This window comes from Streptomyces sp. NPDC047853, assembly GCF_043204535.1.
Taxonomy (GTDB): Bacteria; Actinomycetota; Actinomycetes; order Streptomycetales; family Streptomycetaceae; genus Streptomyces.
This window is the reverse complement of the sequence record NZ_JBIDCI010000009.1, coordinates 137,520-156,653: the sequence shown is the minus strand read 5'-3', so window position 1 is coordinate 156,653 and position 19,134 is coordinate 137,520. Positions and strand designations below refer to the sequence as shown.

The following is a 19,134-nucleotide window of genomic DNA, read 5'->3' as shown; positions in this document are numbered from 1 at the left end:
CTGGGGCCCGCCCCCGCCGCTCCTGACGTCCTAGCGCACGGGCCGCACCACCATCGCCGAGCCGCCGCCGCGCCGTTCCTTCTCGGCGGCGGCCAGCCACCGGCCGTCCGGCAGCCGCTGCACGCCGGTCGCCGCGCCGATCTCCGGGTTGGGCTTGAAGGAGTGCCCGAGCGCCTCCAGCTCCGCCCGCACACCGCTGTCGTACAGGCCGGGTTCGAGTTCGGTCTGCGCGGCGTTGCGCTGGCTGGCGCGCGGCGCGGCGATGGCGTCGACGAGCGGGAGGCCGCGGTCGAGGAAGCCGGTGAGGGTCTGGAGCACGGTGGTGATGATGGTGGCGCCGCCGGGCGAACCGACCGCCACGACGGGCCGGTGGTGGCGGTCCAGGACGATCGTCGGCGCGATCGAGGACCGCGGGCGCTTGCCCGGACCCGGCAGGTTCGGGTCGTGGACGGCCGGGTTGGCGGGGGCGAAGGAGAAGTCCGTCAGCTCGTTGTTGAGCAGGAAGCCGCGACCGGGCACGGTGATGCCGCTGCCGCCGGTCTGCTCGATGGTGAGGGTGTAGGCGACGACGTTCCCCCACTTGTCGGCGACCGTGAGGTGCGTGGTGTTCTCGCCCTCGTACGTCGTCGGCGCCGCCGTGCCGCCGCCCGCGCAGGGCGCGGGGTGCCGGGGGTCTCCGGGCGCGAGGGGGCTGGTGAGGACCGCGTCGTCCTTGATCAGGCAGGCGCGGGAGTCGGCGTACCGCTGCGCCAGCAGCTCCTTGGCCGGTACGTCCTCGAAGGCGGGGTCACCGACCCAGCGCCCGCGGTCGGCGAACGCGATGCGGCTCGCCTCGATGAAGCGGTGCAGGTAGCGGGCCTTGCTCGCCCTGGGGAGGTCGGTCCGCTCCAGGATGTTGAGGGCCTCGCCGACCGTGGTGCCTCCGGAGGAGGAGGGGGCGATGGAGTAGACACCCAGTCCGCGGTAGGAGGTCCGGGTGGGCTTCTGGAACTTGGCCTCGTAGGCCGCGAGGTCCTTCGCGGTCAGGTCGCCGGGGCGGGCGTCCCAGCCGGAGTCGGGGTCCACGGGCGGTTGGTTGACGGTGGCGACGACGTCCTCGCCGAGTTCGCCGTGGTAGAGGGCGCCGACGCCCTTGCGGCTCAGCTCCTGGTAGGTGCGCGCCAGGTCGGGGTTCTTGAACGTGGAGCCGACGACGGGGAGTTCGCCGCCGGGCAGGAACAGCTGCGCGGTGTCCGGGAAGTAGCGGAAGCGCTGTTCGTTGGCGGCGGTCTGGGAGCGGAAGGTGTCGTCGACGGTGAAGCCCTGCCGGGCCAGGCGCTCGGCGGGCGCGAGGACGGCACCGAGCTTCCGGCTGCCCCACCGGTCGAGGGCGCTCTGCCAGGTGGCGGGCGTGCCCGGGGTGCCGACGGCGAGGCCGCTGCTGACGGCTTCGGCGAACGGGATGGGCTTGCCGTCCTCCGTGAACAGCTTCTCGTCGGCGGTGAGCGGCGCCGTCTCGCGACCGTCGATGGTGCGTACGGTGCGGGACTTGGCGTCGTAGTGGACGAAGTAGCCTCCGCCCCCGATGCCGGCCGAGTAGGGCTCGGTGACGCCGAGCGCGGCGGCGGTGGCCACGGCCGCGTCGACGGCGTTGCCGCCCTTGCGCAGGATTTCGATGCCGGCGGCCGAGGCGTCCGGGTCGACGCTGGCGACCGCCCCGCCGTACCCGACGGCGACCGGGGTCTTGGGGGCGACGGGCTTGCTCTGGGCGGCGGGTGGCGCCGCCGCCCCCACCGACACCACGGCGGCGGAGACCGCCAGGACCGTCAGATTCCGTGCGACAGGGCGACGCATCCGCACCTCCAGGGGAAAAGCCGTTCGGGCAGCTTAGTTGATCGTCATGGCCGCGTCAGGAGCATCTCCGTCGCGGCCCGTCGAACACCGGTTCACGGATGCCCGCTAGCATGCGCGCCCATGACTGACGACGTGCGCAACATCGTCCTGGGCGTGGTCGCGGCCGGCATCAGTGCCGCGCTGGGCTGGCTCGCCCGTACGTATCTGCTGAAGCGGAGGCTCCGCCGCAAGCAGGCCTTCTTCGGGCTGCCGGAGGGTTCCGAGTCGCTGCTCGTCGTCAACCGGGACCCGGCCGCCTCCGAACCGGCCGTCCACCGCTTCGACGTCTTCGCGCTGCTGGAACTGTCCGCGCTGATCAAGGACTGCGGCGCGCACATGCACCTGGTCACCCAGGACATGGTCCATCAGGGCTTCGGCGAGCGGACGGAGTTCTGCGTGGGCGGCCCGGGGTCGAACCGGCGCATGGTGGCCCACATGGCGGCCATGCTGCCCGGGGTGCGGATCAACATCGACCCGGAACCGGGCCCGGACCGCGGGGCCTTCCAGATAGGCGGCGAGCGCTACCGCATGGACTCGGGCGTCACGGAGTACGTCCTGCTGGCCCGTCTCACCGCCGGGGACCGGCGCGAGGCCCGCCCCGCGTTCCTGTTCTGCGGCCAGCGCGCCATCGACAACCAGGCCGCCACCCGCTACCTCGCCCGTCACCACGAGAAACTGGCTCGCAAGCACGGCAACAACTCCTTCGTGCTGCTGCTCAAGGTGATCAACTCGCAGGCGTACGGCCCGGATGTCGTCGAGCTCGTCGGGGACGTGACCCGGGCGGCGACGAGCCCTCTGCCGACGCCGGTGCCGGCTCCGGCGCCGCGCAACTCCCACCGGGCCTAGGGCGGGTGTGCAGCTGACCTTCTCCCCGCCCGCGGACGGCCCGTCGTGACGGCCGATCCGCTGCGCGAGCAGTGATCTCCGGCTGCACCCTGCGTACCCCCTGCGCGTCGCGCGTCCCGTGTGTCCCGTGCGCCCTCCGTGCGCGGACCGAGGACTGCAACGTATCGAGACGGACGACGGGTGCGCCAACGACACGCACCTTTCGGGCATTAGCCCTATTTACGGCGCTTGTCCCGCAGAAGGGTCATGTTTCCGCGACTTCGCCGTACAGCTGCGAGAGTTCGGGGACTCCGTCCGCCGCCCATGCCTGACCCGACGCCACCACGTCGAACTCCCGGCCGGAGGCGAGCCGGACGACGGGCTGACCGTCGGACCGGATGGACCAGGCGGCGCCGGGCACGGTGCGCACGATCACGGTGCCGAGGTACAGACCGGCGTCGTTGCCGAGCCAGGTCAGGTTCTCCTCGTCGCTCCGCCAGCGGGGCAGCACCTGGTCGAGCTGCTCCAGGGACACCGCCGAGTCGTCGAGCCGGACACCCTCCCGTGAGGCCTGCGAGCGCAGCAGGTCGCAGTCGGCGAGCAGCTCGCCGATGCCCTCGGCGTCGTGCACGCGCGGGCCTTCGCGCCGTCTGCCCAGGAAGGGGATGTTCATACGTCCAGACTGTCATTCGTACCGCCGTATGCACCACAGGGCACGCAGGACGGACGACGGCCGGGGCGGGCGAGCGCGCGACCGGGGACGGGCGGGCTGGGCGTAGGAGGAGCGCCTACACGTCCAGGTCCACCACGACCGGGGCGTGGTCGGAGGCTCCCTTGCCCTTGCGCTCCTCGCGGTCGACGTAGGAGTCGGTGACGGCCTTGGCGAAGGGCTCGTTCCCGTACACCAGGTCGATGCGCATGCCGCGGTTCTTGGGGAAGCAGAGCTGCCGGTAGTCCCAGTAGGTGAAGGGGTGGTCGTACTTCAGGGGGCGCGGGACCACGTCGGTCAGGCCGGTGCCGCGCAGGGAGGCGAGGGCGGCGCGCTCGGCGGGGGTGACGTGGGTGGAGCCCTCGAAGGCGGCGCGGTCGTGGACGTCCTCGTCCGTCGGCGCGACGTTGTAGTCGCCCATCACCGCGAAGGGGCGGTCACCGGCGGCGTCACCCTCGACGGCGGCGCGCAGGGCCTCGAACCACTGGAGCTTGTAGGCGTAGTGGGGGTGCTCCACCTCGCGCCCGTTCGGCACGTAGACCGACCAGACGCGGACCGGGCCGCAGGTGGCGGAGATCGCGCGGGGCTCCTGCACCCCCTCGTAGCCCGGGTCGCCCGGCAGGCCCTTGACCACGTCCTGGAGGCCCACGCGGGAGAGCACCGCCACGCCGTTCCACCGGCCGGTGGCGTGCACCGCCGCCTCGTAGCCCTTCTCCCGCAGCTCGTCGAAGGGGAACTGCGCCTCGGCGACCTTGGCCTCCTGGAGGCACAGCACGTCGGTGCCGCTGCTCTCCAGCCAGGCGAGCAGCCTCGGCAGGCGGGCGGTGATCGAGTTCACGTTCCAGGTCGCGATGCGCATGTTCCACAACCTACCGGGCGCCACTGACAACCCCGTCCGCCCGGCAGCCCTCCGGCCACCGTGCTCACACCCGCGCGGACTCCCCCGGGGTCAGCCGCAGGTGCTCCGAGCCGCCCAGCGGGCCGATCTGGCGGTCGTAGATCGGCCGGGCGAGGTCGGTGAGCAGGGCGTCGTGGATGTCGTAGGCGCGCTGCGGCTTCACCTCCCGGACGTAGTCGATGACCTCGGAGATCTTGTTCCAGGGCGCCATGACGGGGAGCATCAGCGTCTCGACCGGACGGCCGGGGACGGTGAGGGCGTCACCGGGGTGGAAGACCTTGCCGCCGTCGAGGAGGAAGCCGACGTTGGTGACGCGGGGGATGTCCGGGTGGATCACGGCGTGCAGCTCGCCGTGGACCTCCACGTCGAACCCGGCGGCGGTGAAGGTGTCACCGTGTCCGACGGTGTGCACGCGCCCCGGGAACGCCGCCGAGATCTTCTCCGCGACCGACTCCAGGGTCCAGATCCGGGCGGCCGGGTTGTGCTCCATCGCGGCACGCAGACGCGCCTCGTCGAAGTGGTCCGGGTGTTCGTGGGTGACGAGCAGGGCGTCCGCGCCGAGGGCGGCGTCCTCCTCGCTGAACCCGCCGGGGTCCAGGACGAGCGTCCGCCCGTCCTTCTCCAGGCGGACGCAGGCGTGCGACTTCTTGGTCAGCTTCATGACTCCATCCTGCCGCCGAACCCGGGCCGACGGCGGGGTGTGGCTCGGGCGGGTGGAGATCACTCGGGCGGGGGCGGGGCTCACTCGGGCGGGGCAGGGCTCACTCGGGCGGGGCGGGGCTCACTCGGGCGGGGTGGTTTCCTCCCGCACGACCTGCTGCGCCACCCGGAAGGCGCTGCTCGCGGCGGGGGTGCCGCAGTAGACGGCCGTCTGCAGCAGCACTTCCTTGATCTCTTCCGGGGTGAGGCCGTTGCGCAGGGCGGCCCGCAGGTGCGGCGCCAGTTCCTCCAGGTGACCGCCGGCGACCAGGGCCGTGAGGGTGACGCAGCTGCGGGTGCGCCGGTCCAGGCCCGGGCGGTCCCAGATCTCGCCCCAGGCGTACCGGGTGAGGAGCTCCTGGAAGTCCCCCGAGAACGCGTCGGCCTGCGCCAGCGCCTGGTCGACGTGCGCGTCGCCGAGCACTTCCCGGCGCACCTTGATCCCCGCGTCGTAGGGGTCGGGCCGCCCCTGTGCCGGGGTCTGCGGGGGTACGACGGGCGGCGCGATCTCGGCGATGGGCGCGACCGCCTGCGGCGGCGGGGCCATGGCCGGCTGGACGGGGGCGGCGGAGAAGCCGGGCGCGCCGGGCACGGCCCCGGGTACGACGGGGTGAGCGGCGGGTCCGACGGGCTGGACGGGGGCCGCGGCGGCGCGGGCGACCGGGACGGCGATCTGGCCGGTGGAGGCGTCGTGGGCACTCTGCCAGGCCGTGTCGAAGTGCCGGACCAGCAGGTCGGTGACGGCCGCGGGCTGCTCGACCGGGACCAGGTGGGAGGCGCCGGGGACGACGGCGAGCCGGGCGTCCGGGATGCCGGCGACCAGGGTGCGGGCTTCCGCCGGGCCGGTGACCTGGTCGTCGGAGCCGACGAGGACCAGGGTCGGGACGCCCACGTGCCCCAGCTCACCGCGCACGTCGAACGCGGCGAGCGCCTCGCAGGCGGCGATGTAGCAGCCGGGGTCGGTGGTCCGCACCATCTGCACGGCCCACTCGGTGATCGCCGGCTGGGCGGCGGCGAACCCTCCGGTGAACCATCGCTCCGGGGCGCTGCGGGCGATGGGGTCGAGTCCGTTGGTACGGACGATCACGCCGCGCTGGCGGAACTCGTCGGCGGTCCCGAACCTCGGCGACGCCGCGATCAGCGCGAGCGAGGCGAGGCGCTCGGGGTGCCGCAGCGCCAGCTCGATGCCGAGGGCGCCGCCGAACGCACAGCCGGCGTATCCGAAGCGCTGCACGCCGAGCCCGTCGAGGGTGGCCAGCAGACGCGTGGCGAGCTCGGCGACGGAGCCCGACGGGTGGGCGGGGGCGCCTCCGTGCCCGGGCAGATCGAACCGGAAGACCCGCCACTGCTGCACCAACTCGGGCACCTGCCGGTCCCACATGTGCCAGGTGGTACCCAGTGAGGGACCGAGGATCAGGACCGGGGCCTCTTCTGGCCCGTCAAAGCGGTATTGCAGGGTGTTCGACGGTGTCTCACTCACGCCCCGCACCCTCTCACGTCTCACAAAATCCCACACAGCCGGGGGAAGCGACGGGCCCGATGGCGTGTGGCACCGTCCCGAAGGCGGGAGGACGAGGCGGGATCCGCTCGGGCCACTCCGATCAGCACCTGGCTTCTCGCCGGTGCGGGTGCCTTCGGGCGTGGAGGCGCCGGCGGTCTCGTTGCCGATCGGCCGAGGGCGTCGTAGGTGCAGGTGGTGTCGCCCAGCGGAGCGGGCGGGTCGACCTTCGTGGGGCGGCGGCCACGAGGGCCGTTGTCAGAGGTGATGGGCAAGATTGCGGCCATGAATGTCACTCCTGTCACTCCGCCACGGCCGATCGACGTTGCCGCGGTCTTTCCCCAACTGGCTCCGCTGGCCCGCACGGCGACCCGCCTGCACTCCCGCCCTGGAGCGCCGTCATGGCACGACAGCTCGATCGGCGGGCCGCTGCTGTGGCCCGCCGAGGAGCCGTGGCCGTACTGCGAGGAACCGCATGTGGTGGACGGCATCAACCCAGCCCTGTCCCCGGCGGATCTGCGGCTGGAACGACGGATCTTCGCCGCCTCGCACGGCCGGGACATGACTGCGGAGGAACGGGAGACTCTCGAGCGGATCCGACCCCCTCGGACGTATCCGGTGAGGCCGGCGGTCCAGTCGTACGACGGCCCCATAGCGATGCTGCCCGTCGCGCAGCTGTACGCACGGGATGTGCCGGATCTGCGCCCGCCGGAGGGCAAGGACCTGCTGCAAATTCTGTGGTGCCCCTTCGATCATCCGATCATGCCCAGGACCCTGCTCTTCTGGCGTTCGGCAGCCGCCGTCACCGACATCCTCGACACGCCCCCCGAGCCGCCCGCAGTGCAGTTCGACGGCTATCTACCGGAGCCGTGCGTGCTCGAACCGGAGCAGATCACCGAGTACCCCGACCAGATGGAGTTGAGCGAGGAACTGCGGGAGCAGCTCAGGCGGTGGAGTGTGCCGCAGGCTGCGGAAGAAGACATGAACACGGAGACGTACTACGACTGTGTGCTGTCCAACGCACCCGGCTGGAAGGTCGGCGGCTGGCCCGCTTGGGACGCCACCGACCCCAGCCCGCAGCACTGCTCCGAGTGCGGCACCGGCATGGAGGTCCTGATGACCGTCGCCACGTTCGAGGAAGGGGACGACAGCCGGAACAGCTGGAATCCGCACCCCCACCCAGGTGCTGGTCCGTACCCCGGCCACCGCGGCTTCAACGCGACCGGGGTCCAGATAGGCAGCGGCTACCGGCAGCACCTGTTCGTCTGCCCGGCGGAGCCCGAGCATCCGCACATCGAGTTGATGACGTAGCCCGTCCGCAGTGTGCAGCCGGAGCGTCACAGTGCGGGCATGCCGTGACACCGGGTGGCCGCGAGGCTCAGGGTGCCTACCCGCGGCCCGACATCCGAGAAGGAAGCAGGCCGTCCCTGACCCGACCGCGACGCATCGTCCCAGGTACTCCCACCGAGAGCGTCAGCCGCGAGGTCTCCGACTTCGACATCCACCTCACTCTGGTCGAGCCCGGCGCCACCCGCACCGGCTTCGCTTCGGCCCTGCGCTACACCACAGAAACGGCCGTCTACCGCGACAATGCCGTCGGCCGGACCCGGCGCTATTTGGAAACCGCAGACGAGAGCGTCCTCACCGGCGACCCGGCCAAGCTCGCCGCCGCCATCTACGACACCACCCGCCACCCGCGCCCGCCACTGCGCCTGACTCTCGGCTCCGACACCTATAGCGCAATCCACGCGGCACTCACCGAACGTCTCACCGCGCTCGAGACTCAGAAGGACCTCGCTGAATCAGTCGCCTTCACCCGCTGATCCGCCCCACCGGCACGACCCGTCAGGAGATCTCGCCGCCATTGAGTTGCTCGAGGACGCCGGCCTTCTGTCAGCGGTCCAGCCGTCAGGATGTCCTGGGCGGAAGCAGTGGTCCTGTTACGAGTTCTTACGTGCAGTTATCAGAGCGAAGGAGAGGAATTCTCCGCCGTCCGTAGTGAGCATGTCGATGACGGGCTGGTTCGCGCTCCGGCCGTCGGGCGTGTGCTCGGCTGCTGCCCGGGCCCACAGCAGCCAGTCCCGCCAGGCGTCTTGCGGCAACCGCGCGGAGGTGACCTCCACGAGCTCGGTGATCGCCCACTGGAAGCGCCACCACTCCGCCGTGTGCCAGGCGATCGCTTCCCAGCCGACCACCTTCTTGATGTGAGGTGGGATGGCTCCGAGCTCACGGACCTCCCGTGTCATGGCGGGAGTCGCCATCGCCAGATGTCCGCCAGGGCGGAGGAACCGCGTCAGGTAGGGCAGGTAGCTGTCCGCCGTTCCGAAGTACTCGAACGCGTCCACGCTCACGATGGCGTCGAAGCTCTCCTCCTCGAACGGCAGGGTGTGCGCCTCAGCTCGCACGGCCTTCACCTGGTCGCCGACACCCGCCTCGGCGAAGACGGCTGCCGCGTCCTCGGGGGCGATCCACAAGTCGGCCGCAACGACCTGGGCGCCGTACTCGCGGGCCAGGAACACCGACGTGGCGCCCTTGCCGGAGCCGAGGTCGAGGATCCGCATCCCCGGGCGCAGATCAAGGTCCCGGGCGAGGTCTTCCAGCAGCCACAGCGGGTTCGGTCCCATGTCGAGGTTGAGCAGCCATGCGGGGTCATAGCGAGAGGAACGCGGATAGCGGTCCGGACGTACGAGATCGTTCAAGTCGGTCACGAGCACGAACCCAAGCTGATCATCTACCCAGGCACAACCCGTTTTCGCTCACCTCGCCCCCACGTGACGGTGCGGCGGCCACGTTGTCCCGCACGTCGCCCGCCGCCGGCACTACGAGATCGCGCCCCGCGACACCGGTCAGGGCGGCGGCATCAGCGGCCACACCACCAACCGGACCATCGCCGCGGACTGTGAAGAGTTCCCGCCCGCGCGTCCCGGCGCGTCACGGCACACCGCCTTGAACGCGCCGCCAGCCCGAACAGCTCGTCACCACGTCCGGTCGGACACGCGTACAACCACGCGTACGGCTCGTCCCGGAAGCGTGACGCTTCTCCCACCGCGGCTTCAGACAGCAGCCCCACCCTCACGACCTTCGATGAGTTCGGGCGGCGACAGGAGTCTGAGGGAGGACACCCGATCTCCGGAGGCTGCCCTATGGCTGAACCACACGTTCTGGAAACTCGGAAAGCTCTGGAAAGGGCGATCCACGTCGAGCGGTTGGCGCTCGCTCAGGACCTCGCCCGGCTCAGCGAGGCCCAGTGGGCGAAAGCATCACTGTGTGAACGCTGGACCGTGGAGGAGGTCGTGGCCCATCTGACGGCAGGTGCCGGCACGGGGATGTGGCGCTGGCTGCTGAGCATGCTGGCCGCGCGGTTCGACTCCGATCTGCACAACGACCGACGGCTCGCGCAGCACCGTGGTGCTACACCTGAAGAGACCTTGCGACGATTTCGCGAAGTGGTCGCCGGACCCTCCGGGCCGACCGGACATACTGCGGCCTGGCTGGGTGAGACAGTCGTCCACAGCGAGGACATCCGCCGGCCACTGGGGCTGGTACGGACACCCCCCGTGGCCACGACGACCGCCGTGGCCCGCTTCTTCGCCGGCCGCGATTTCACCGTCGCGAGCAATACCGCGATCGCGGGCTTGCGGGTCGAGGCCACGGACGGACCGTTCACCACCGGCTCGGGGGATCTGCTCCGAGGGCCGACCCTCTCGCTGGTGATGGGGATGGCAGGCCGCGCGGCGGCCTGCCAGGACCTCGAGGGGGACGGTGCGGCAGTCCTGCGCGCCCGACTGCGTTCGGGTTAGGGACAAGCTGAGTACGATCACCCGCACCGGTCTGAGTACGCGAGCGGCTGCCCGTCGCGCGCGGCGCCGGAAGGGTGGGTCCATGCGCCGACTACTGCTTCTCACCCCGCTGTTGCTGCTCACTGTCGGCTGCGGCGTGGTGCAGTCCTCCGAGGACGAGGCGACAGATGTCGCGCGGGAGGCGGCCACGAAGGCGGGCAAGCTGCTGCGCAGTCAGCGCCCCCGCACGGCGGAGGAGGTCGGCCGCTCCGCCACGGGTATCGACGGTGTGGAGGTACTGCGGGTGACGGGTACCTCGACACACGACGGGGACGGCGTCGAGGTGATCGTCCGTACGTCCGGCTCGGCGTACAGCGAGTGGTTCGACGTCCAGGAGGTCGTCGTTCAGCGCTGCTTCGCCGTGCGGGTCTCTCCCACCTCCCGGTGGGGTGAGGCTCCCCGCGACGTGGACTGCCCGGATGGCCCTCCGCTGTCCTTCGCGCCGCCGCCCGAGCCACCCCGGCTGCCTGTCGAGCAGCTCCGCGCGTCACTTCCCCGGGTGCCGGAGGGCGGCCGGGTGGACGAGGCCGGGGTGCGCCGTACGATCGCCGCCCTCGACCTGGATCCCGCGATCCGCACCGAGGTGGACGCGGAGGACGGGCGGGTCGGCATTCTCCTGTCGGTCCCGGGCAGCCACTTCGACCCGCAGGACTGCCTCCTCGCCCGCGTGGGGCCCGGCGCCACCGAGGTGTGGATGCCGCCTCGCATCCAGCGGATGCCCGGAGAGGGCGGCTGCACAGTCGGCAACGCCCTGCACCCGCTGCCACCACCGCACTGAGCGGATGCCTGGCTGCACCGAGGATCTCCGGACCCTTCCTCGCGGTCTCTGCGGCGTCACCCCTCACCCCTCACCCCCGCCGACATGCGTGCACCGGAGAGGCGCAGGAAGCCGGGAGCCGCATCGCGCCGACACCGGAACGGTGCGGGGAAGAAGGCAGCCGCCGGTCGTCCTCTGGTCGAGTCGGGACCGCCTACCCGCGCGATGTCGTCTCGTCATACACCACCGCCCATGGGCGGGGCGGCTCGGCATCCGGGGGCGCGTCGTCGCGGCGGTGCGGGATCGCCGGGCGATCGCGGGCGAGTACGTCGGCTGCGAGTTCGGCGAAGTGCGGGGCGGCGGGGTGGGAGGAGCGGTAGGCGGGCCAGACTCCGCTGGTCCGCCGAGTCGTCGAAGTCGCTTTCCGCGGCCTCGACCCGGCTGACGCACTCGGCCACGAGCCGTCGGCCGTTCACGAGCTTGAGTCTCCAGCAGGGGGAGACCGGAAGGTGGGGACATGAACGGCCACACGCTCTACTCGATCGGCGAGCTGGCCCGGCGGACTGGTACCGCGGTGAAGACCGTCCGGTTCTACTCCGACCGCGGACTCGTACCGCCCGCCGGCCGCAGCCCGGCCGGCTACCGCCTCTACGACGACGATGCCGTCGCACGCCTGAATCTGGTGCGGACCCTGCGCGATCTGGGACTGGACCTTGCAGCCATCCGGCAGGTCATGGACCGGGGACTCGCGCTGTCGGAGGTCGCCGCGGTGCATGCCGACGCGTTGGACGTGCAGATCCGCATCCTGCGGATGCGCCGTGCAGTGCTGACCGCCGTGGCGGAACGCGAGGCCACCCTCGAGGAGACACATCTGATGCACGAACTGGCGAAGCTCTCCGAAGCCGAACGCCGACAGCTGGTCGACGACTTCCTCGACGCGGCCTTCGGCGGTGTGGGGAGCAGCTCCATGTTCACGGGAGTCATGCGCTCGATGACTCCGGAACTGCCGGACAACCCCGATTCGGAGCAGATCCGGGCGTGGGTGGAACTGGCCGAGCTGACGCGGGACCCGGGCTTTCGCGCCCTCGTACGACTCCTGGCCCAGGAGCAGACGGCCGGGCTCGACCAGGGCAGTCCACCCGCTCTGCACCGCGACTTGGCTGCGATCGTCCGCGACCAGGTCACACCGGTCGTGGCAGCGGGTGTCGAACCAGCCTCGCTCCAGGCCGATCCGACCGTCGCGGTGCTCATGAACCGCTGCGCGCATCTCCTCGGCCACCGCGACGACGCCGAGTCGCGCAGGCAGCTCCTGGCCCGGCTGGGACGTATGAACGACCCTCGCAGGGAGCGGTACGGCTCGCTGCTCGCGGTGATCAACGGCTGGCCCGGTCCTGAGAGTCTGCGACCGGTGCTCGACTGGACCGTCGACGCTCTGCGGGCCCGGACACCGGGATGACGGGGCCGGTGAGGCCGCGGCCACCTGCCCGCCCCCCAAGTGCCTCGGGCGGCGCGGTAAGGGTCACAGCGAGAGGGCAGCGCGTACACCCGGTGTGACGGTCGGTATGCTCGCCGCCGTGTCCACACCTGCCGTGCCTTCATCACCCCGGGCCACGAAGGCTCCACGGGATCGCGACGACGCGTGCCCGGGGAGGCCGCGGCGGCACGCGGCCGGCGACGGCGTCCCGGCCCGGGTCCGCGTGCCCGGCGGTGCCCCCACCGTCCGGCGGGCGCGCGCCCTCGCGGAGGGGACCGCCACCCGGCCAAGCGGCCACCACCCCGCCACCGCCTGGGCGGCGATCACCTCATGAGCCGAACGACGACGACCGAGAGCAGCGAGATCAGCATCGTGACCCCCTACGACTACGAGAAGGACGGCGCGGCCATCTACCGCCAGTCCTTCGCGACCATCCGCGCGGAGGCGGACCTCGCGGCGTTGCCCGCGGGCGTCAGCCAGGTGGCGGTCCGGATGATCCACGCCTGCGGCATGGTCGACCTCGTGCGTGACCTCTCCTACACCCCCGCGGTGGTGGCGCGCGCCCGGGAGGCCCTGCGCGCCGGTGCACCCGTCCTCTGCGACGTCCGGATGGTGGCCAGCGGCGTCACGCGCAGGCGGCTGCCCGCGGACAACGAGGTGCTGTGCACCCTGTCCGACCCGGCCGTCCCCGACTTGGCGGCGAGGCTCGGCACCACGCGGAGCGCCGCCGCGCTCGAGTTGTGGCGCGACCGGCTGGAGGGGGCCGTGGTCGCCATCGGCAATGCGCCCACCGCGCTCTTCCGGCTGCTGGAGATGATCGAGGAGGGGGCGCCCCGGCCGGCCGCCGTCATCGGTGTGCCGGTCGGCTTCGTCGGTGCGGCCGAGTCGAAGGACGCCCTGGCCGCCCATCCCTCCGGCCTGGAGCACCTGATCGTCAGGGGCCGTCGCGGGGGCAGCGCCATCGCCGCCGCCGCGGTCAACGCGATCGCGAGCGAGGAGGAGTGAGTGGCGAGCTGTGCAGCGTCGGGCCCGGTGCCGGCGATCCGTCCCTGACGACCGTGCTCGCCGTCGAGGTGGCCGGGCTCGCGTGCCGCTCCCCGAAGAGGTCGTCCGGACGCCTCGCCGCTACCCGCGGACGTCGGGGCCGCGCCGCTCCGGGGACGGGCGGCGTGCGTGGGCCTCGCGCACCCGGCGCACCGCCTGCTCGGGCTCGGTGACCACCGGCACCCCTCGGGGCACCGGAGGCCTGCGTACCACGACCACGGGCACACCGGCCTCACGGGCGGCCGCCAGCTTCGGCGCGGTGGCCGCTCCCCCGCTGTCCTTGGTGACCAGGACGTCGATCCGGTGCCGGAGCAGCAGGTCGCGCTCTCCTTCGGGGGTGAACGGGCCGCGGTCCAGCAGGACCTCCCTGCGCGGCGGGTACGGCGGCTCGGGCGGGTCGACGGACCGGATGAGGAACCAGAGGTCGGCCAGGTCCGCGAAGGCGGACAGGCCCGTCCGTCCGGTGGTCAGGAAGACCCGCCGGCCCAGGGAGGGCAGCAGCGCGGCGGCCCCTGCCAGGGAGCCGGTCTCGTGCCAGACGTCGCCCTCGGCCGGTTCCCAGCCGGGGCGGCGCAGCGCGAGCAGGGGAACATGTGCGGTGGCGGCGGCCCGCGCCGCGTGGAAGCTGATCGTGTCGGCGAAGGGATGAGTGGCGTCGATGAGCAGATCGACCCGGTGCTCACGCAGCCAGTCGGCGAGCCCCTCGGCACCGCCGAAGCCGCCGACGCGCACCTCGCCGGGCGGTGTCCGGGGAGCGGACACCCGTCCCGCCAGGGAGTTGGTGACCCGCAGCCCCGGCAGCGGTTCGTCCGCCAGCCCCTCGGCGAGGCGCCGGGCCTCCGTGGTACCGCCGAGGATCAGCACGTGCACGACAGGTCCTTCATCCGAGTCCCTTCCTGGAAGTGAGGCATGAGCGGCGAGGCCGAGGGCGGTCGCAGCGCCCAACTGAAGCACACCGGGCTGCGCCCCGGCTGGACCACCGGTGCCTGCGCCACGGCGGCGACGACGGCCGCGTACACGGCGCTGCTCACCGGCGACTTCCCCGACCCCGTGACGATCACCCTGCCCAAGGGGCAGACCCCGTCGTTCGCGCTGGCGGCCGAGGAGCTGACGGAGGCGTACGCGACGGCGGGGATCGTCAAGGACGCCGGTGACGACCCCGACGTCACCCACGGCGCGCTGGTCCGGGCGACGGTACGGCGGTTGCCCGCGGGCTCCGGCGTCGTCTTCCGGGCCGGGCCCGGCGTCGGCACCGTCACCCGGCCCGGGCTGCCCCTGCCCGTCGGCGAACCGGCCGTCAACCCGGTCCCCCGGCGGATGATGCGGGACCACGTCGCCCTCGTCGCCGAGCGGTACGGCAGCGGCGGCGACGTCGAGATCACCCTCTCCGTCGACCACGGTGAGGAGATCGCCCGTTCCACCTGGAACCCCCGGCTGGGCATCCTCGGCGGCCTGTCCGTCCTCGGCACCACCGGCATCGTCGTCCCGTACTCCTGCTCGGCGTGGATCGACTCGATCCGGCGCGGGGTGGACGTGGCACGGGCGGCCGGACGCACGCACGTCGCCGGATGCACGGGGTCCACCTCGGAGAAGACGGTGGTCGCCGAGTACGGGCTGCCCGAGGACGCCCTGTTGGACATGGGCGATTTCGCGGGCGCCGTGCTGAAGTACGTACGGCGGCACCCGGTGGACCGGCTCACCGTCTGCGGCGGCTTCGCCAAGCTGTCCAAACTCGCCGCCGGCCACCTGGATCTGCACTCCGCCCGGTCCCAGGTCGACCGGGGCCTGCTCGCCGAACTGGCCCGGCGCGGCGGCGCGGACGAGGCCCTGGCCCACGCGGTGATCGGGGCCAACACCGGCCTCGCCGCCCTCCAGCTCTGCCAGGCCGCCGGGGTGCCCCTGGGCGACCTGGTCGCGACGGCGGCCCGCGACGAGGCCCTCGCGGTGCTGCGCGGGGCGCCGGTGAGGGTGGACGTGATCTGCATCGACCGCGCGGGCACGGTGGTGGGCCGCAGCACGGTCGCGTGACCGCGGGGGCCCCGCCTATGCGCCGACCGCGCTCACGCGCAGGCGGTTGCCGTCCGGGTCACGCAGTTCCAGCTCCCGCCCCCACGGCGCCTCCTCGGGGCGGACCCCGAACTCCCGGGCGACCGCGTCCAGATCGGCGACCCGCACGTACACCAGGGTGTCCGGCGGCGCGTCCCCCTCGTGCTCCGACAGGTACAGCCGCAGGCGGCCGCGGGCGACCTCCGTGAACACCGGGAAGCCCGGTTCGAACCGGTGCTCCCACTGCTGGACGAAGCCCAGTCTCGCGTACCACCGCACGGACACCGCGGCGTCGCCCACCCGGAGGACCGGGATGACCTCCTCGGCGGACGCGCAGTGGTCAGCGGACATGACACCCCCGCTCGGGCGAGTACAGGTGGCCGGCGCCGAACCGCTCGGCGCCCGGGGCCCGTCCGGCCACGGTCACCGCAGTACGGACGCCCCCGTCTCCCTCACCTTACCGGCGACCTCGTCGAGGTCCCGCGGGTGTTCGGTCCGTCAGGCACCGGACGAGGACGGGCCGGGGCTGTCCGACCGCGCGAGCCCTGGCCTTCCGCCGCCGGGAGGTGAGGCCGGCGCCCGCCTCACGCCAGCCCGCAGTCGCCGCACTTCGAACCGGCCGGCGCCCGGTAGTAGAGGCAGCAGCTCCTGCGGCGGAACGCGAGGTCGGGGCCGGTCAGCACTCCGGTGCCCGCCAGGCGTCCGGTGTCCAGCAGCGCGGTCGTCAGGTCGGTGAGCGGTCCGCGGACGGCCGGACGGAGCGCGAGCAGGGCCTGGGCGGCCCCGGCGAGCGCCGACGCCGAGTTGCCGTCCAGCAGCCGCGGGGCGACCTTGACGCGCAGGCCGTGGGCCAGTGCCGACAGATGACCCGTCACCTGCTCGTACAGGGCGCGGACGGAATCGCCCTCGGCCCGGTCGACGTACCGGCCGGCCGGGCGGGGCACCCGCAGGGCCGGTCCGTCGTCGGCCCGCTGCAGGCCCTCCAGGTCGAGGACGATGCCGTGCAGGACGGCACAGGCCAGCACCGGTGACCAGAGGCGGGCGGCGTGGCCGAGTTGGGCGATGGACACGTCGACGCGCGGCTCCCGGGTGCGGTGACGGCGTGCGACGGCCGCGGCGAGGTCGGTGAAACCCGCCTCGTAGGAGCGGGTGACCGGATGCCAGCCGTCGTCCTCTCCGCCGACCCGCAGTGCGAAGAAGCCGCCGAGGCCCGCCACGTCGTGCAGGGCGGCGGTGACCGACGCCGTCGAGGCGCGGGCTGCGTGCACGGTTGCTGTCCCTTTCTCCGACTCCGTGTGTTCGTGCGCTCCGTGTGCGTACGGTCAGGAGGCCGGGCGCCGGCGCGGTGGTGTGATGGCGTACAGGTCGAGGATGTCCGGCCGGGGCGCGACGCCCGGCCCGCCGGCGCGTGCCCAGGCGACGATGTCCTCGGTCGCGTCCGGGTCGTTGACCAGCCCCAGCCAGACGGGCCGCGCCCCGGCGGCCCGGCCCGCCGCGGAGGGCTGTACGACGATGACGTTGGCCTGTTCGCAGACGTCGAGGCAGTCGGAGACGCGTACCGGCACCGCGGCACGCAGGCGCTCGGTCTGGGCCGCGTGGTCCACGCCGGGCACTTTGCGGGTGCCGCAGCAGCAGTCGCGGCACACGACGACGCGGCACGGCACGCGGCCGGTGGCCGGGGCGGTCCTCGCGTCGTCCGTCGTGGGTCCGGTCGGCGTTGCGGGCATGCGGTGCCGTCCCTCTCTCCGGGGAGATCCGCCCCGGTGGTCCGTCGAGGAGGCGACCGCGTGAGTCTCCTGGCTCTCGGGTCGATGCTCGTCCCGGCCTTCCCACCCGTCGCCGGGCAGTGGCCTGTCGGGAGTCGCTCGCCGATCACAGTGGCGGGACCGCGCCGGATTCACACCGGCTTCCTCGTTCCGCCGTCGCCCTTGTCGCCGGCCATCCTGCCATCCCGGGACGCCGTGCCGCCCGCCCGGTGCCGGCCGTCAGTCCGTCTCCTGGGCGTGCGGGGCCGTCGCGGGCGGATCCTCCGGACGGTCCCGCCCGCCGTCACGGCCCGACACCACCACGATGACCAGCCCGACGACGACGGCTCCGGCGACGACCCGTCCCGCCGCCCGCACCCACCACCCCGGCCGGGTCGCGCCCTCGCCCGCCGGACCCAACCGCTCCGCCCGCCGGGCAGGTCTCAGCAGGCGCAGCAACAGCAGTGCGGCGATCGGGAGTTGCAGCAGCCACAGGACGGTGCGCGGCCACTCCCCGTACCAGACGTTGGTGCCGTACAGCAGCGTGTGCCACACGCTCAGCACGTAGACGACGATCACGAAGCGGTGCAGGCGTCGCCAGGTCTTCGCTCCGAAGCGGTGCCGGACGTAGAACAGCAGCCCGAGCGGGACCGCCAGGTACAGGGCGCCCTGTCCGATCGGGATGGCGATCCGGCCGGTGCCGGAGTCGTACCAGAGGGGGACGAAGCTGTCGGCGAAGCCCACCCACAGCCGCTCGGCCCAGTCCAGTGCCGTCTCGTAGCGCACCAGTTCCGCGGCGAACATCAGCGCGTGCGCGAACATCAGCGCCATCGTGGTCAGGCTCGTGGTGCGGTGCCAGCGCTCCAGCACCTGCCGGGAGACCGGCAGCCGGGCGGGGCGCGGCCCCGACAGCAACAGGCCGAAGATCACCGTGCACCAGGCCCACAGCAGTCCCGACCAGCCGAAAGCCTGGCTGAGCAGGTACATCCAGTAGGTACGGGCATCGTCCATGAACGGCATCACCGCGACGGTGTCCGAAGCACCCGACTCCATGCGCGCCCACAGCAACGCGAAGACGAGTGCCGTCACCACCACCGCCGCGGTGGCGTCCGGCAGGGCGGAGCGCAGATCGGCACGCAGAGCGACGCGGTCACCGGGAGGGCGCGGCAGTCCGGGCGGGGCCCCTACCGCCCCGTCCTCGTCCGGCCTGGTGTCTGACGTCATCAGGGGCCTCCAGGGCACGGGCCACCGCGGCAACGGTGTGCGTGTGTCGTGAGGCAACAAGTCTGGCTGATGGGGCGAGGATCCTCAGAGGCGCTATCCGGCCAGAGCCGTCACGACGGCGACACCCGGAGACCCACCTGTTTCTGCCTCCCCTCCACTTTCAAGACAACCGCCGGAGCCCTACTTTCGCAGGGGTGGGAGCGCCTCTACGCTGATGCACGCAGTCGGTTCGCGCCTCCCGTCCGCCCGGACGCCCGAAGCGTGACGCAAGAGGGAACCCGGTGCGAGTCCGGGGCTGTCCCGCAGCGGTGAGTGGGAACGAGAGCCGTCGATGTCACTGGGCCCGTGTCAGGGCCGGGGAAGAGACGGCCGGTAGGTGTCCGCCCTTCCGGCGGACGTGCCCGCGAGTCCGAAGACCTGCCACTGCGCCCGCGTCCCCGCGCGGGCTGTGCACGTGACCTCGTGGACTGGGTCGGCGGTATGGGCGGTCGTACGTCGTGCGTG

Annotated in this window: 19 protein-coding genes and 2 riboswitches; of the genes, 8 read left to right on the top strand and 11 right to left on the bottom strand. The window is 72.4% G+C overall.

The annotated features are described in order from the left end of the window. Positions 1 to 30 precede the first annotated feature (30 nt). A complete protein-coding gene (gene ggt, locus ACGF5T_RS18920) occupies positions 31 to 1,833 on the bottom strand; it encodes a gamma-glutamyltransferase (RefSeq protein ID WP_366766349.1) in 1,803 nt (600 codons plus the stop codon). Between the two features lie 120 nt (positions 1,834 to 1,953). Here ggt and ACGF5T_RS18915 point away from each other — a divergent pair, with 120 nt between their 5' ends. After that, positions 1,954 to 2,718, top strand: a complete 765-nt coding sequence (locus ACGF5T_RS18915) for a hypothetical protein (RefSeq protein WP_356607095.1) — start codon at positions 1,954 to 1,956, stop codon at positions 2,716 to 2,718. 244 nt (positions 2,719 to 2,962) lie between these two features. On the opposite strand, the gene ACGF5T_RS18910 is transcribed toward ACGF5T_RS18915, so the two are convergent. The 4 genes from ACGF5T_RS18910 to ACGF5T_RS18895 form a co-directional block, all read right to left on the bottom strand. Beyond that, positions 2,963 to 3,370: a DUF6278 family protein gene (locus ACGF5T_RS18910; RefSeq protein ID WP_366766350.1), complete on the bottom strand. Its 408-nt coding sequence runs from the start codon at positions 3,368 to 3,370 to the stop codon at positions 2,963 to 2,965. Between the two features lie 115 nt (positions 3,371 to 3,485). Further along, entirely contained in the window at positions 3,486 to 4,265 is a 780-nt protein-coding gene (locus tag ACGF5T_RS18905; RefSeq protein WP_356607099.1) for an exodeoxyribonuclease III, read from the bottom strand. Positions 4,266 to 4,329: 64 nt separating this feature from the next. Further along, positions 4,330 to 4,965, bottom strand: a complete 636-nt coding sequence (locus tag ACGF5T_RS18900; RefSeq protein ID WP_361009752.1) for an MBL fold metallo-hydrolase — start codon at positions 4,963 to 4,965, stop codon at positions 4,330 to 4,332. Positions 4,966 to 5,085: 120 nt separating this feature from the next. After that, entirely contained in the window at positions 5,086 to 6,483 is a 1,398-nt protein-coding gene (locus ACGF5T_RS18895) for an alpha/beta fold hydrolase (protein ID WP_366766351.1), read from the bottom strand. Between the two features lie 303 nt (positions 6,484 to 6,786). On the opposite strand from ACGF5T_RS18895, the gene ACGF5T_RS18890 reads away from it, so the two are divergent. Next, complete coding sequence (locus tag ACGF5T_RS18890; protein ID WP_366766352.1) at positions 6,787 to 7,812, top strand: hypothetical protein; 1,026 nt, start codon at positions 6,787 to 6,789, stop codon at positions 7,810 to 7,812. A gap of 44 nt (positions 7,813 to 7,856) precedes the next feature. Further along, the gene (locus ACGF5T_RS18885) at positions 7,857 to 8,324 is read left to right on the top strand and encodes a hypothetical protein (protein WP_366766353.1); all 468 of its coding nucleotides are present in this window, start codon (positions 7,857 to 7,859) and stop codon (positions 8,322 to 8,324) included. 117 nt (positions 8,325 to 8,441) lie between these two features. Here ACGF5T_RS18885 and ACGF5T_RS18880 read toward each other — a convergent pair whose 3' ends face one another. Next, entirely contained in the window at positions 8,442 to 9,209 is a 768-nt protein-coding gene (locus ACGF5T_RS18880) for a methyltransferase domain-containing protein (RefSeq protein WP_356607111.1), read from the bottom strand. A gap of 435 nt (positions 9,210 to 9,644) precedes the next feature. Here ACGF5T_RS18880 and ACGF5T_RS18875 point away from each other — a divergent pair, with 435 nt between their 5' ends. From ACGF5T_RS18875 to ACGF5T_RS18860, 4 genes are all read left to right on the top strand, one after another. Next, complete coding sequence (locus tag ACGF5T_RS18875; protein ID WP_366766354.1) at positions 9,645 to 10,301, top strand: maleylpyruvate isomerase family mycothiol-dependent enzyme; 657 nt, start codon at positions 9,645 to 9,647, stop codon at positions 10,299 to 10,301. Between the two features lie 82 nt (positions 10,302 to 10,383). Beyond that, positions 10,384 to 11,118 (top strand): translation initiation factor IF-2, encoded by a 735-nt coding sequence (locus ACGF5T_RS18870; RefSeq protein ID WP_356607115.1) that lies wholly within the window; start codon positions 10,384 to 10,386, stop codon positions 11,116 to 11,118. Between the two features lie 496 nt (positions 11,119 to 11,614). Then, positions 11,615 to 12,553 (top strand): MerR family transcriptional regulator, encoded by a 939-nt coding sequence (locus ACGF5T_RS18865; RefSeq protein ID WP_366766355.1) that lies wholly within the window; start codon positions 11,615 to 11,617, stop codon positions 12,551 to 12,553. A 348-nt stretch (positions 12,554 to 12,901) separates the two neighbouring features. After that, positions 12,902 to 13,576, top strand: coding sequence for a precorrin-8X methylmutase (locus ACGF5T_RS18860; protein WP_366766356.1), 675 nt, complete (start codon positions 12,902 to 12,904; stop codon positions 13,574 to 13,576). Between the two features lie 120 nt (positions 13,577 to 13,696). Here the strand turns inward: ACGF5T_RS18860 and ACGF5T_RS18855 are convergent, their stop codons facing one another. Then, positions 13,697 to 14,485, bottom strand: a complete 789-nt coding sequence (locus ACGF5T_RS18855; protein WP_366766357.1) for a cobalt-precorrin-6A reductase — start codon at positions 14,483 to 14,485, stop codon at positions 13,697 to 13,699. 39 nt (positions 14,486 to 14,524) lie between these two features. Between ACGF5T_RS18855 and ACGF5T_RS18850 the strand changes: the two genes are divergently transcribed. Next, positions 14,525 to 15,643 carry a cobalt-precorrin-5B (C(1))-methyltransferase gene (locus ACGF5T_RS18850; protein WP_366766358.1) on the top strand — a complete coding sequence of 373 codons (1,119 nt, stop codon included), beginning with the start codon at positions 14,525 to 14,527 and terminating at the stop codon, positions 15,641 to 15,643. 15 nt (positions 15,644 to 15,658) lie between these two features. On the opposite strand, the gene ACGF5T_RS18845 is transcribed toward ACGF5T_RS18850, so the two are convergent. The 4 genes from ACGF5T_RS18845 to ACGF5T_RS18830 form a co-directional block, all read right to left on the bottom strand. Beyond that, positions 15,659 to 16,012: a glyoxalase superfamily protein gene (locus ACGF5T_RS18845; RefSeq protein WP_366766359.1), complete on the bottom strand. Its 354-nt coding sequence runs from the start codon at positions 16,010 to 16,012 to the stop codon at positions 15,659 to 15,661. A gap of 233 nt (positions 16,013 to 16,245) precedes the next feature. Then, positions 16,246 to 16,929 (bottom strand): (2Fe-2S)-binding protein, encoded by a 684-nt coding sequence (locus ACGF5T_RS18840; RefSeq protein ID WP_356607126.1) that lies wholly within the window; start codon positions 16,927 to 16,929, stop codon positions 16,246 to 16,248. Between the two features lie 54 nt (positions 16,930 to 16,983). Further along, complete coding sequence (locus ACGF5T_RS18835) at positions 16,984 to 17,388, bottom strand: (2Fe-2S) ferredoxin domain-containing protein (RefSeq protein WP_356607128.1); 405 nt, start codon at positions 17,386 to 17,388, stop codon at positions 16,984 to 16,986. Positions 17,389 to 17,450: 62 nt separating this feature from the next. After that, positions 17,451 to 17,577, bottom strand: a riboswitch (cobalamin riboswitch). A 69-nt stretch (positions 17,578 to 17,646) separates the two neighbouring features. After that, entirely contained in the window at positions 17,647 to 18,630 is a 984-nt protein-coding gene (locus ACGF5T_RS18830) for a ferric reductase-like transmembrane domain-containing protein (RefSeq protein WP_356607130.1), read from the bottom strand. 268 nt (positions 18,631 to 18,898) lie between these two features. Then, positions 18,899 to 19,049: riboswitch (cobalamin riboswitch) on the top strand. Positions 19,050 to 19,134: the final 85 nt, after the last annotated feature.